14 protein-coding genes are annotated in these 13,613 nt (G+C 41.7%); 10 read left to right on the forward strand and 4 right to left on the reverse strand.

Annotated features, from left to right (window positions below; translation table 11 throughout):
• The first annotated feature begins 4 nt into the window (after positions 1 to 4).
• The 10 genes from kdsB (at position 5) to DMB45_RS04235 (ending at position 10,310) form a co-directional block, all read left to right on the forward strand.
• Complete coding sequence (gene kdsB / locus DMB45_RS04190; RefSeq protein ID WP_041503303.1) at positions 5 to 754, forward strand: 3-deoxy-manno-octulosonate cytidylyltransferase; 750 nt, start codon at positions 5 to 7, stop codon at positions 752 to 754.
• A 181-nt stretch (positions 755 to 935) separates the two neighbouring features.
• Entirely contained in the window at positions 936 to 1,706 is a 771-nt protein-coding gene (gene rfbF / locus DMB45_RS04195) for a glucose-1-phosphate cytidylyltransferase (RefSeq protein WP_041503304.1), read from the forward strand.
• A 15-nt stretch (positions 1,707 to 1,721) separates the two neighbouring features.
• Positions 1,722 to 2,801 carry a CDP-glucose 4,6-dehydratase gene (gene rfbG / locus DMB45_RS04200; protein ID WP_110688479.1) on the forward strand — a complete coding sequence of 360 codons (1,080 nt, stop codon included), beginning with the start codon at positions 1,722 to 1,724 and terminating at the stop codon, positions 2,799 to 2,801.
• Positions 2,798 to 4,135, forward strand: coding sequence for a lipopolysaccharide biosynthesis protein RfbH (gene rfbH, locus DMB45_RS04205; protein ID WP_059026936.1), 1,338 nt, complete (start codon positions 2,798 to 2,800; stop codon positions 4,133 to 4,135). The genes rfbG and rfbH overlap by 4 nt, the downstream gene beginning before the upstream one ends.
• Positions 4,122 to 5,015: an NAD-dependent epimerase/dehydratase family protein gene (locus tag DMB45_RS04210; RefSeq protein WP_237143278.1), complete on the forward strand. Its 894-nt coding sequence runs from the start codon at positions 4,122 to 4,124 to the stop codon at positions 5,013 to 5,015. The genes rfbH and DMB45_RS04210 overlap by 14 nt, the downstream gene beginning before the upstream one ends.
• Positions 5,015 to 6,799, forward strand: coding sequence for a thiamine pyrophosphate-binding protein (locus DMB45_RS04215; RefSeq protein WP_181416487.1), 1,785 nt, complete (start codon positions 5,015 to 5,017; stop codon positions 6,797 to 6,799). The genes DMB45_RS04210 and DMB45_RS04215 overlap by 1 nt, the downstream gene beginning before the upstream one ends.
• Positions 6,800 to 6,801: 2 nt before the next feature.
• Positions 6,802 to 7,614 (forward strand): aldolase/citrate lyase family protein, encoded by an 813-nt coding sequence (locus DMB45_RS04220; protein ID WP_110688482.1) that lies wholly within the window; start codon positions 6,802 to 6,804, stop codon positions 7,612 to 7,614.
• The gene (locus DMB45_RS04225; RefSeq protein WP_059026943.1) at positions 7,601 to 8,392 is read left to right on the forward strand and encodes an HAD-IIA family hydrolase; all 792 of its coding nucleotides are present in this window, start codon (positions 7,601 to 7,603) and stop codon (positions 8,390 to 8,392) included. The genes DMB45_RS04220 and DMB45_RS04225 overlap by 14 nt, the downstream gene beginning before the upstream one ends.
• A 12-nt stretch (positions 8,393 to 8,404) precedes the next feature.
• Positions 8,405 to 9,343, forward strand: a complete 939-nt coding sequence (locus tag DMB45_RS04230) for a glycosyltransferase family 2 protein (RefSeq protein ID WP_110688483.1) — start codon at positions 8,405 to 8,407, stop codon at positions 9,341 to 9,343.
• 10 nt (positions 9,344 to 9,353) lie between these two features.
• A complete protein-coding gene (locus DMB45_RS04235; RefSeq protein ID WP_110688484.1) occupies positions 9,354 to 10,310 on the forward strand; it encodes a glycosyltransferase family 9 protein in 957 nt (318 codons plus the stop codon).
• Here the strand turns inward: DMB45_RS04235 and DMB45_RS04240 are convergent.
• The 4 genes from DMB45_RS04240 to DMB45_RS04255 form a co-directional block, all read right to left on the reverse strand.
• Positions 10,294 to 11,079 (reverse strand): DUF5672 family protein, encoded by a 786-nt coding sequence (locus DMB45_RS04240; RefSeq protein WP_110688529.1) that lies wholly within the window; start codon positions 11,077 to 11,079, stop codon positions 10,294 to 10,296. The genes DMB45_RS04235 and DMB45_RS04240 overlap by 17 nt on opposite strands.
• A 135-nt stretch (positions 11,080 to 11,214) precedes the next feature.
• Positions 11,215 to 11,778 (reverse strand): ribosome recycling factor, encoded by a 564-nt coding sequence (gene frr, locus DMB45_RS04245; RefSeq protein WP_041503312.1) that lies wholly within the window; start codon positions 11,776 to 11,778, stop codon positions 11,215 to 11,217.
• 153 nt (positions 11,779 to 11,931) lie between these two features.
• Complete coding sequence (locus DMB45_RS04250) at positions 11,932 to 13,170, reverse strand: M56 family metallopeptidase (RefSeq protein ID WP_110688485.1); 1,239 nt, start codon at positions 13,168 to 13,170, stop codon at positions 11,932 to 11,934.
• 4 nt (positions 13,171 to 13,174) lie between these two features.
• On the reverse strand, positions 13,175 to 13,552 hold the full coding sequence (locus DMB45_RS04255; protein WP_041503314.1) for a BlaI/MecI/CopY family transcriptional regulator: 378 nt from the start codon (positions 13,550 to 13,552) through the stop codon (positions 13,175 to 13,177).
• Positions 13,553 to 13,613: the final 61 nt, after the last annotated feature.

Here is a 13,613-nt window from a genome sequence, read left to right on the forward strand (position 1 = left end):
CATAATGATTCTCAAATCTAATTTAATATTAATTCCAGCCCGGTATGCTTCTACCCGATTTCCGGGGAAACCTTTGGTCGAAATAGCGGGGAAGCCGATGATACAGCATGTGTATGAAAAAGCGACGGCCGTGTCGGAACATGTTTATGTGGCTACGGACGATGAACGGATTTACGATACCGTGATCCGGTTCGGAGGTCGAGCCGTGATGACGGCAACAACTCATAAAAGCGGGACCGATCGTTGTTATGAGGCCTATCAAAAAGTGAAAGAACTTTTGCAACAGGATTTCGAGGTTATTGTAAATGTTCAGGGAGATGAACCTTTTATTCTGCCGGAACAGATAGAGGCCTTGATATCGAGGTTCGAGGAGCCAGACATTCAGATTGCGACTTTGGCCAAACCTTTTGAAAAGAATGAAGAAATATTTGATCCCAATAAGGTGAAGATCGTTTTTTCCCAACAACATATGGCCCTTTATTTTAGTCGCTGCCCTATTCCGTTTTGTCGAGGAGTAGACCAAGGTGAATGGCTGACGCGCACTCCTTATTATAAACACGTGGGAATGTATGCCTATCGTCCGGTAGTATTGGAAAGTATCACCCGAATTCCGCAGGGGATACTGGAGAAAGCCGAATCTTTAGAGCAATTACGTTGGTTGGAGAACGGTTATAAGATAGCCGTGAGCATCACTCATCATGAATCTATCGGAATCGATACGCCGGAAGATTTGAAGAAAATCCTCCAAGATTAAGGGATTTATATGCTATGATTTGATAATTCGGTGATTGGAAATGGATCGTTTCGTCATTCAAGCGCCGAAGTTCTTAATCTACAATCGTCAATTGTCATTTTTTTGTTTAACGGAATGAAGGTAATTCTGATTATTAAGCGTTATCTTTGAACAAAATTTGGTGTTCTAAATTTATTAATAGATGAAAGCAGTTATATTGGCAGGGGGATTAGGAACCCGGTTGAGTGAAGAGACGGGAATCAAACCGAAACCTATGGTTGAGATCGGAGGAATGCCTATTTTGTGGCATATCATGAAGACTTATTCTCACTACGGAGTGAATGAATTTATTATTTGTTTAGGTTATAAAGGTCATATAATCAAGGAGTTTTTTGCAAATTATTGTATGTATCGTTCCAATCTGATGATCGATCTGCAACGGAATTCTTTGGAGATACTGGATACGGATGTGGAACCGTGGAAGGTAACGTTGATCGATACGGGGTTGAACACGATGACGGGAGGTCGTATCAAACGGATTCAAAAATACATAGGTGACGAGACCTTCATGCTGACTTATGGAGATGGTGTATCAGACGTAAATATCGGGGAACTGCTCCGTTTTCATAAAAACCATAAGAAGTTATGCACGGTAACGACCATTCAGCCGACTGGTCGTTTCGGTGCTATCACGATAGAGAAGGAGAATAGTGTTAAATCTTTTATTGAAAAGCCTAAGGGAGACGGAGCCTGGATTAACGGGGGGTATTTTGTGTGCGAGCCGGGAGTGTTTGATTTTATCGAAGGAGATCATATTACCTGGGAGAGAGAGCCCATGGAGCGAATTGCACAACAACATCAGATGATGGCTTTCAAACATGCCGGTTTTTGGAAACCTATGGATACGTTGAAAGATAAGGAAGATTTGAATAAGATGTGGGAATCGGGAGAGGCTGTTTGGAAAGTTTGGTAACGTAATTGTTGACGTATGGATTGGAAAGAGAACCCTTATAACGGGAAAAAGGTTTTGGTGACGGGCCATACCGGCTTTAAAGGCGCATGGTTGATCAAGATACTCTCAATGTTAGGAGCTCGGGTAAAGGGATATGCTTTGGCTCCGGAAACATCTCCCAACTTATACGACGTTTTAAAGGTAGAGGAGATAGCTACCTCCGTGATCGGGGATTTGATGGATGCTAAGCGTCTGTCCCGGGAAATTACAACGTTTGAACCTGATTTTATCTTTCATCTGGCGGCTCAGCCTATTGTTCGTTTGTCTTATGAATTCCCGGTGGAGACTTTTGCCGTAAACAGTATCGGGACGGCTCATTTGTTGGATGTCTTAAGGAGATGGCAACACAAGTGTACCGTCGTGTTGATTACCACGGATAAAGTGTATTATAATTACGAATGGCCCTATGCCTACCGGGAGAATGACAGGTTGGGAGGGTATGATCCGTATAGCGCGAGTAAGGCTTGTGCCGAGTTGGTAATCGATTCTTATCGGAATTCGTTTTTTAATACCGAAAGTTACGGGGAACATCATAAAGCTTTGGTCGTAGCCCGGGCGGGTAATGTTATCGGCGGAGGAGATTGGGCCAAGGATCGTTTGGTTCCGGATATCATCCGGGCTCTCCAGGAAAAGAAAGAGATTGTTCTGAGAAACCCGGGAGCTGTTCGTCCGTGGCAACATGTCTTGGAACCGTTATATGGCTATTTGTTATTGGGGGCCATGGCATCCGAGAGGTACGGGGAAATGTCCAACGCCTATAATTTCGGGCCTTGGTCTCACGACACGTTGACGGTAGAGGAGATGACAAAGTCGGCCATTGAAATTTGGGGAGAAGGGGAGTATGTCGTACGGCAGGATACGCGAGTGTTGCATGAGGCGAATATGTTGAGATTGGATATATCGTTGGCTAATAAAGAATTGAAATGGTATCCCCGGTTGAATGCTTCCGAAGCGTTGAAATGGACCTTGGAATGGTATAAAAACTATAATGAGGATCCCGGAAATATACGGGAGTACACGGAAAAGCAGATAAAAAATTTTTTTGAAAGATCATGAATACGAAAAGAGAACAAATCTTGAAGCTCGTAAGGGAGTATTACATAGAGGAATTTAAGGAGAAAGAGACTGAATTTAAGGAAGGAGACAGGATCGGTTACGGGGGACGTTTTTTCGATCAGGATGAATTGGAAAATTTAGTGAATGCTTCTTTGGATTTCTGGTTGACGACCGGACGTTATGCTTCGGAATTCGAGCGGGAATTTGCCAAGTTTTTAGGTGTGAAATTTTGTTCTTTAACCAATTCCGGATCGTCTGCCAATTTGTTGGCTTTTATGACCTTGACCTCTCCGAAGTTAAAGGAGAGACAAGTAAAAAGAGGGGATGAGGTGATAACGGTTGCGGCCGGTTTTCCGACAACGGTGACCCCTTTTATCATTTATGGGGCCGTGCCTGTTTTCGTGGATATCATGTTACCCACGTATAATATTGACGTGACCTTGTTGGAGCGGGCTTATTCGCCGAGGACGAAAGCGGTGATGGTAGCTCATACGTTGGGTAATCCCTTTGATTTAAAGGCGGTAAGAGATTTTTGTGATCGCCATCAATTGTGGCTAATCGAGGATAATTGCGATGCATTGGGTTCCAAATACCGACTGGACGGAGAGTGGAAATACACGGGGACCATAGGTGATATAGGTACTTCCAGCTTTTATCCGCCTCATCATATCACGATGGGGGAGGGCGGAGCCGTTTATACCAATAATTTGTTACTGCACCGGATAGTAAATTCGTTCCGGGATTGGGGAAGGGATTGTTGGTGCGATTCAGGAAAAGATAATACCTGCGGAATACGTTTTACCCAGCAATTCGGAGAACTTCCTCTCGGTTATGACCATAAATACGTCTATTCGCATTTCGGATATAACCTGAAGGTCACGGATATGCAGGCTGCAATAGGATGTGCGCAGTTGAGAAAAATTCCGGCTATCGTGGAGGCCAGAAAACAAAACTGGACTTATTTGAGGGAGGGGTTAAGAGGTTTGGAGGATCGGTTGATTTTTGCAGAGCCTACCGGAAATGCTGATCCCAGTTGGTTCGGATTTTTAATCTTTGTAAAAGAAAATGCCGGTTTTACCCGTAATGATCTGGTTCACCATCTTGAGAGACATCATATTCAAACCCGAATGTTGTTTGCCGGGAATTTGATCAAACATCCTTGTTTCGATGAGATGCGTAAAAGCGGAGAAGGTTTCCGTGTGGTCGGAGAGTTGAAAAATACGGATCTGGTGATGACGAACTCTTTGTGGATAGGTGTTTATCCCGGCATGAAGAAACCTATGCTCGACTATATGATAAAAGAAATTAAAGCGTTCTGCCATGAGCATGAATAAAACGATTTTATTAACAGGTTCGAATGGTTTTATCGGTAAGAATATAAAGGAGAGTTTCCTTTCCGAACGGTATCGTCTGTTGACTCCTTCGAGTAAGGAATTGAATCTTGTCAACGAGAAGGAGGTTGACGACTATTTCCGTCGTCATTCGGTGGATGTGGTGATACATGCTGCCGGTCAGCCGGGACATCGGAATGCGGCTTCGTGTGAAGGATTGTTTTATAACAATACCCGGATGTTTTTTAATCTGGAACGACACGTGAAGGAGTATGAAAAAATGATTGTATTGGGCTCCGGTGCGATTTATGATATGAGGTACTATCATCCCAAGATGAAGGAAGAGGAGTATGGACAAAATATTCCGGCAGATGAGCACGGTTTTTCCAAGTATGTCTGTGAAAAGTGTATTGAAAAAAGTTCGAATATATACGATTTACGAATCTTCGGAATTTTCGGAAAATATGAAGATTATGCGATTCGTTTTATTTCGAATGCGATTTGTAAGACGTTGTTTGATTTGCCGATTACGATAAAGCAGGATCGGAATTTTGATTATATTTTTGTAGAGGATTTGATGACGGTGTTAGAGTATTTTATCGAAGCCCGGCCTAAATACAAGGCTTATAATATTACCCCGGCCTCTTCGGTTTCTCTATATGAATTGGCTTTGATGGTGAGGCGTATATCCGGAAAAGATTTGCCTGTCATTATCGCTAAAGAGGGAAAGGGGTTAGAGTATAGTGGTTCCAATACCCGGTTGTCGGAAGAGATGCCCGGATTGAAATTCACACCTTTGGAACAAGCCGTTGCACGGTTATACCGTTGGTATGTCGATAATAAGGCTCATATAAACAGAGATTTATTGTTAGTGGATAAATAATGAGAGTAAGTGATTATATTTTTAAGCGATTGGTTGAGAAATACCGTGTTGAACATGTATTTATGATTACGGGGGGTGGTGCGATGCACCTGAACGACGCTATCGGACGTTGTGCAGGATTACAATATACCTGTAATCATCATGAACAGGCTTGTGCTATTGCGGCTGAAGCTTATGCCCGTTCGACGGGCAGGTTGGCGGTGGTTAATGTGACGACTGGTCCTGGCGGATTAAATACGTTGACCGGACTTATGGGGCAGTGGACGGATTCCGTACCCGTTTTATATATTTCCGGTCAGGTAAAACAACAGACGACTGTTACCCATTACCCTCGGCTCAGACTTCGTCAATTGGGAGATCAGGAGGTGGATATTATCGAGGTGGTAAAACCGCTCACCAAGTTTGCCAAACAGATAACCTCGTTGGATGAGGTGAAGAGTGTTTTGGACGAAGCCGTGGATCGGGCTCTCTCTGGTCGTCCCGGTCCGGTGTGGATAGATGTGCCCATGGATATTCAGGGGATGATTATGGATGAAAAGATTCAAAAAGAGTATAGTCCTTCTTCGATAAAAAAAGAGGAGCCGGATCTTACTCTTTTTTTCGAGTGGCTGGAAAAGGCCGAACGTCCCGTATTTGTGGCCGGACACGGAATAAAAATAGCTAAGGCTGCGGATCGTTTTCGGGCTTTGGCGGAGAAATTTCATATACCCGTCCTTACGACGTTTAACGGAATGGATATTCTGGAAGAGGAGAATCCTAATTATATCGGTCGAATAGGAACATTAGGTTCGAGAGCCGGTAATTTTGCCCTTCAAAATGCTGATTTGGTTATCACGATAGGTTCCAGAAACAATATACGTCAGGTAAGTTATAATTGGGAATACTATGTACGCGCGGGTAAGCACGTGGTCGTGGATATCGATCCTGAAGAGCTTCGAAAACCGACGGTTCGGGTGGATATGGGTATATGCGCCGATGCCGGGTGGTTTATTGACCGCCTGCGAGCCTATACTCCCAGGCGGTCCTGGCCGGACTGGTTAGCCTGGTGTCAGGTAAGGAAACAACGTTACCCTACGGTATCGGAAGAGTATAAGTATACAAAGGAGAGAGTTCAACCTTATTATTTCATGAGGGAATTAACCCGTCGCTTATCTGATAAATCGACTGTTGTCGCCGGAAACGGAACCGCGTGCGTGGTGCTTTTTCAGGCTGGAGAAGTGAAGAAAGGGCAGCAATATATATGGAATTCCGGCTGCGCTTCCATGGGATATGATTTGCCTGCCGCCATAGGGGCTGCCGTTGCTCATCCTGAACGGCAGATCATCTGTCTGGCAGGGGACGGCAGTCTGATGATGAACTTACAGGAGATGGCGACGATGGCCTATTATAAATTACCTATTAAGCTGATTGTATTGGATAATCACGGGTATATCTCTATTAAACAGACTCAGGATAATTTTTTTGCGGGACAATATATCGGTTGCAATGAGGATAGTGGAGTCGGTTTTCCTGATTTTGTCAAACTCGGAACGGCTTTCGGTATTAAAACACTTTCCATTTCTTCTCACGAGGAGATGGAGCGGGTGTTACCCGAATTATTGCGGGACAATACGCCGATGGTGTGTGTCGTTGATCTGTTGGATGATTACAAGTTTATACCGAAAACCTCATCCGTGAGGAAAGAGGACGGCCGGATGGTTTCCAAACCGTTGGAAGACCTGTATCCTTTTCTTTCCCGGGAAGAATTTTTAGAAAATATGATTATAAAACCATTAAATGAATAGTTATGAATGCTCTTGAACATAAGATGGTCGAAACTTTGATCGACTTAAAAGAAAATTATCATGTGATTGGCATTAAGGCAGAGTTTGAGGCTGAAGGGACGCGTATGGAAGAGGCTCTGCGATTGAAAGAAGTGGTAACGAAGGCCGGATTGGACCTGACGATAAAGATTGGAGGAGGAGAGGCCATTAAGGATATGTATGATGCGCGTTCTATCGGAGTAAAGCGTATTGTGGCGCCTATGATCGAGACCCCTTATGCCTTGAAGAAATTTCTTCATGCTACTCGCTTGGTATTCCCCGACGAGGAGTGGAACGATGTGGATTTTTTGGTAAATATCGAAACGATCGATGGGTATAGGAATTTTGATAGGATGTTGGAATTGCCTTGTATCGGGGATTTGAAAGGTATTGTATTGGGACGGGTAGACATGACAGGATCTATGGGGATGACCCGGGAAGATATCAATTCGGAAGAGATTTTTAAAATTGCCGATGATCTGTGTAAAAGGGCTGAAAAAGCTGGATTGGAGTGTATTATAGGCGGAGGAGTTTCTGCGGCATCCATACCGTTCTTCAATCGTTTACCCCAAGGGACTCTTCATGGATATGAAACCCGTAAGGTTATTTTTGCTTGTCCCGAAGCCTTGGGAAAAGAGTCGGATAAAGGAATATTGAAAGCCGTGGGCTTTGAATTGATGTGGTTGAAAAATAAACGTCATTTCTACCAAAGTATATACGAGGAAGATGCTAATCGCATCGTGATGCTTGAGGCTCGTTACAAAAAATTAATCGAAGAAGCCGGTGGAAATTATTAAAAGAGAAAATGAATTGAAGGTAACAACACTCGCTTTTGATCTGGATGGCACCTTATACAATGGTGATAAGGCTGTTGACGGGGCACCGGAGGTTTTGAAACAGTTGAAGAACAAAGGATATCGGTTATTATATCTTACCAATAATTCTTCCAAGAACGAAATCGAGTTAAAAAATAAATTAGTAAGATTGGGATATGAGGCTGAAGAAGAGGAGATTTTCTCCTCTTTGACGGTAACCGTAGATTTTGTATGTAGAGAAGGATATAAGAATGTCTATTGCTTGGGAACGGCCGGGTTGAAACGCGAGATAGGAAAAGCGTGTAACGTGGTCGAGTACTCCGAGAAGGAAAATTGCAAGGTAGAGGCCATCGTGCTGGGACTCGATACGAGTATCGATTATAACAGGCTCGCGGAGGCATTGAAAATGATAGACAGGTATCCGGAAGCTAAGCTAATAGCTTGTAATTTGGATAAGAATTATCCTGTCGGCGGAGGCATAAGGTATCCGGGGTGCGGGGCTATTGTACGTGCGATGGAGGTGGCTTGTGAACGGGAGGTGGACGTGGTGATAGGCAAACCTAATACCTATATGTTATCTATGGTGTCCGATAGATTTCGATTAAACCCTCGGGAGATTGCTTTGATAGGAGATTCGTATGAATCTGATATCCGGATGGCTCAAAATTTCGGTTGTTCCTCTTTCTTGCTTTCGACCGATTTAGAGAAGAGTCGTACGAATGTATTGGCGAATATAGAAGAGTTGTTATTGTTTTTTTAGACACGGATAGAGATGGAAAAATTATTATCTCTTTGTATTCCTACTTATAACAGGTGTGAGATCTTGGATGCGGTACTCTCTCGCATTGTGTGCGATAAGGAGTTCGACGAGCGGGTTGAGGTAATCGTTTCGGATAATTGTTCTACGGACGCAACGCCTGAAGTGGTAAAAAAATACTCCTCGTCTTACCCGAATGTTGTGTATCACAGGAACCCGGAGAATATTCGCGATGCCAATTTCGAGTTGGTTTTGTCTTTAGGGACGGGTAGGTACGTGAAGTTATTGAATGACTATTCCATATTGAAAGCAGGTACACTCGGTTATTTGTTGGAGAGGATAGAAAAGCACAAGGAGTCCGGTGAGAATTTGTTCTTTTATACGAGGGTATCAAAACCGGAGTTTAACGAGGCCGTATGTTATTCATTGGACGATTTTGTGGAGAAAGTCTCTTTCTGGTCTACTTGGATTGGGCATTTCGGTACATGGAGAGAATGTTTTGAGGCCCTACCCGATAAGGAACGTTGCCGATCTTTACAGTTGAGCCAAATGGATTGGACGCTGAGAATCGTGAATGAAAAGAGCCCTACCGTAGTCTACCGGGAAGATCTTTATGAAACGCTTCCACCCAGTAAGAAAGGAGGATATAATTTTTTTAAAATATTTGTAGAGAACTATATAGGTATCTATCAGGAGTATCTCCGGAGCGGCGCCCTCTCTTTCAATGTGTTTAAACAGGAGAAGCGCAAACTTTTTAAAGGGCATCTTTATCTTTGGCTTAAACGTATCTATATCAAAGATAGAGAGATGTATTGTTTCGAAACGAAAGGAACTTTTCGCATTATTTTTAAACATTATTGGAGTTGCCCTTATTTATATATTAACTTTGTGAAACTATTTCTATATGGATTAGTATATCCTTTTAAAAGGATGTTTGTGAAAAAGAAGGGATAAAGAATTGTATATGAAAAACATTATTATTAGAATGCCTAATTTTATTGGGGATTCAATAAATACACTTCCTGCGATAGACTTATTAAAACAGGAGTATCCGGATTCGAGGATAACCTTGTTGGGCCTTTCTTTTATAAAAGATATATTTGAACATGATCCTCGAATCGATGATTTTATTTGTTTTGAGAAAGGAAGAAAAAATTACCTTACTTTCGTCAAACGGATTTATCAGGGTAAATACGACTTGGGTATCCTATTTACGAATACATTTATTTCTGTTTTTATATTTAAACTGGCTTTGGTAAAATGCCTTATCGGATACAAAAATGAAGGAAGGGGTTTTTTATTGGATTTTAAGATGCCATTAAATCGTAACGTGCATTATATCAATCGGTATGCTATGCTCGTGAATAAGTATTTCAATAATAAATATATTTACCTTCCGCCTTTGAGATTATTCTATAAACAAGAGAAGACGTTTTATTTCCCGGATAATAAACAGGTAATCGGTTTGTATTTGGGAGGTATAAATAAGAAATATAGAAGATATCCGGAAAGTTTGTCGCTTGAATTGTTGAAATTGTTAAACGGCTATAATCTTGTTTTGATAGGAGACCGTAACGATGCGGGGATTCATGCTTCCTATTTGAAACGGGTGAAATTGGATAGTGTTATCAACCTGACCGGAAAAACTTCCGTGGGGGAATTTGTAACGACGATAGCCAATTTAGATGCGTTGATTACCATCGATTCTTCTGCCATGCATATCGCTGCAGCGGTTCACACGAAATTTGTGGCTCTTTTGGGACTCTCCACGAGTCCGACCTCTACGATCCTTCCCAAGGTCGATTTCGGTATCGCCTTGAAAGTGGAGAACAATATGATCAATGAGGAAGATTATATTCGGAATATAACACCGCAAATGATTGTGGATCATGTCGAGTTATTACTTAATCGGGGAGATTGATATAGTCTTTCCAAAAATTCAACTCTTTGTTCCAGCGGTGGCAACCGAAAGGGAGTTGCTTTTGAGCGAATTGAAAACAGATTTTCGGGAATAGGTCGAATGAGAAATGTATTGCTTCCTGCCAGGTCGGTATGGAGAAGTCGTTGTTTTTCGTTGCTTCCAAAGCCCAAAAGACATCTTCGTTGAATTGGCTGCTTTCGCCGACACGGGAAAGATAGGTGTGAATGCGTGATTGCATCTCTATTGTTTTGCGATAACACGTATCAACCTTGCGTAAAGAGAATCCACCGTTCCCGACTTTGAAAAAACATTGCTGCCTGTGTTTTATTCCCGCAAGGGAATAGACTGCTCCCCGAAGTTTTAGAAAAAAGTTCAAGGGGAACCTCCGGTACTTCAATTTACATAACCAGGGGGCTCCGATATAATCGTAACCCCGTTGACACCATTGGGTGAGCTCATCCCGGAAAACAAAAGCATCCAATTGATAAATCAAAATGTATTTCACGTGAAGAAATCGTTCGTAAAATTCAGCTGAAAGCATTAAACGGTTATAGCCTGCAATATTGGCAAAATAGTGATCGTCGAAACTTTCAATTTCGAAAGTATCGGGATACAAGTCTAACACTTCCGTCACATCTAAGCTGTTCGGTTTGATGATGACTTTAGGATAATGGTTTAATACCTTAACTGCTTGATTTAATGAAATAATATCCGTACGATTCAGATCCGTTTTATAGACAGGTATTATGATTTTTACGAGTTGATTCATCTTCACGATAATTGAAGGTGGGGCAATATGTATCGTATTATAAACTAAAGGGGCCGCCCGGCAAATGACGGACGGCATTATTCATTCGAGCAAAATATTCCCATTGGAACGTAAAGCCTGTCGGGGATAGCCGAGTTAGATAGTCATAATGTCTTTCTCTTTTTTAGCGAAATACTCGTCTACTTTTTTACCGTATTCGTCGGTTAGCTTCTGAGCGACAGCTTCGGCATCTTTGGCCTCATCCTCGGGAAGTCCGTCTTTAACCATTTTCTTTACCTGTTCTATGGCATCGCGCCGTGCATTCCGTATACTGACTTTGGCGGTTTCTGTTTCTCCCTTACTTTGCTTTACCAAATCACGACGACGCTCTTCCGTTAAAGACGGAATATTGATTCGTATGGTTTCTCCGTTGTTATCCGGGTTTAATCCCAAGTTGGCTGCCATGATGGCTCTTTCGATGGGAGCAATCATGCTTTTTTCCCACGGTTGTACGGAGATCGTCCGAGGGTCCGGACTGGAAATGTTGGCAACTTGATTTAACGGGGTAAGACTTCCGTAATAATCTACCATGACATCTTGTAAGATTTTCGGGTTAGCTCTTCCCGCTCTGATTTTACTTAATTCTGTTTCTAAATGATTCAGAGCAGCTTCCATTCTTTCTTTGGCTTCGTCAAGATAAAATTGTACTTCCTCGTTCATATAAATTGTGATTTAATGTTATTTTGCCTATTGATTACAAAGGTATAAAAAACTTTATTTCAATCTATTCTTTTCGAGTTTTCCTTTACGATATATTTTTAGTAGTCGATAAAGAAGGAGACTCTCCGTCCGGAATTTTGTTTTTTGTCGTGTTTATAAATCCTTAATTTGGAAATTAATCGGCACGGTGAAAGAGACGTTCACCGCTTTTCCGTTTACTTTCCCCGGTTTCCATTTTGGCATGGACTGGATAACTCTAACGGCCTCTGCGTCTAATGTTTCTTCTACTCCTCTAACAATTTTTATATCCTTAACACTACCGTCTTTCGCTACTATAAATTGGATAACTACTTTGCCTTCTAATCCTTTTCTCTGGGCTTCGGCCGGGTATTTGGTCTTTTGATTGATCCATTTGACGATATCCCCTTCAGGAAAAACGGGCATATCTTGTACCGTAACGAAAGTATCTGTCGTATCTGCGGTAACGTTACTTAAATTAAGTGTTTGTGTGACATTTTGCTCCTGAGAGTTTGATTCTTCCGTTTGACAGGAAAAAGTAATAAAGAGAAATCCACAGAGTAAAGTGGCTGGTACGTAATTCCATACTTTGTACTTTTGGGTTTGTTGTTTTGTCATCATAATTATTCTTTTCTTTAGGTTGGAACATGCAAAGTGATTCGTGAAAGAAAAATGGGTTTTAAATGATTGGCTCAGTATGAGTCGAAGATAACCTTCCGTTTGATATTTTTGGATCACCCGGTGATCGGCGATGAATTCGTGATTTTGGATTATGGCTCTTTTCAGTAGCCATGCAAAAGGATTGAACCAATTGATCAGGCAGAAAAGATGGATGAATAGTAAATCCAAGCTGTGTAGTTGGCGTATGTGTATTTTTTCGTGGGCGAAAGTATTTTGCCGGGTTTCAGCGTCTTCTACGGATTGATTGACAAAGAGTAAATGGAAAAACGAAAAATTCGGATAGGATCGGGGAAGAAAAACGATTCGTATCCCTCGTATTTTTTTAGATGGATTTGTATTTACTAAATGCCTTAATTGCAAAATGGCTAAAGCGAATTTAACGGATACGACGATTACTCCGGAAAAATAGATCCAAATCCAGTAATTGGGAGTCGAAACAGAAGCTTCGACATTTGTATCGGTTAAGAAAATGGCAGCAAACGGATTGTCCATGATTCCCTGACTCTCCATAAAGGAGCGGAAAGGAATTGTTATTTGAATGAACGGAATAAGTTGAGCCATTAGCAGGATGCCGAGTAGGTAAAAACGGTTGGTATTGTAAAAAGTTTGTTTTTGCAACACCAGTTGATAGTATCCCAATAAAACAATCAATATGATTGTCGACTTAACGATATAAGGTAAGAAGGGTATCATGACTCTATTTTTTTCGTTCGGCCTGTTGAGCTTCTTTTACTTTTTGCAGGATGTCTTCCAACTCCTTCAAATCGATATTTTCCGAGCGGGTGAGAAAAGAAACCATTTGCGAATAAGAGTTTTCAAAATAGTTCCCTACAAAATTCCTCAGGAATTTTCGGGTGTATGTCTCTTTGTCCACAAGAGGGAAATATCGGTGACTTTTTCCAAAAGTTTCATGGTCTACGAATCCTTTTTCCTGCAAAATTCGGATAATAGTAGAGACCGTATTATAGGCCGGTTTAGGGTCGGCAAATTTCTCTACGATCTCTTTGACAAAGGCTTTGTCCAGATCCCAAAGGATCTGCATGACTTGTTCTTCTGCTCTTGTTAATTCTCTCATTGTTTTATATTTTGTATGTGCAAACGAATATAGAACTAATATTTTAGTTTCCAAACTAAAA

Source organism: Sanguibacteroides justesenii, from assembly GCF_003204205.1.
GTDB lineage: Bacteria > Bacteroidota > Bacteroidia > Bacteroidales > Marinifilaceae > Gabonibacter > Gabonibacter massiliensis.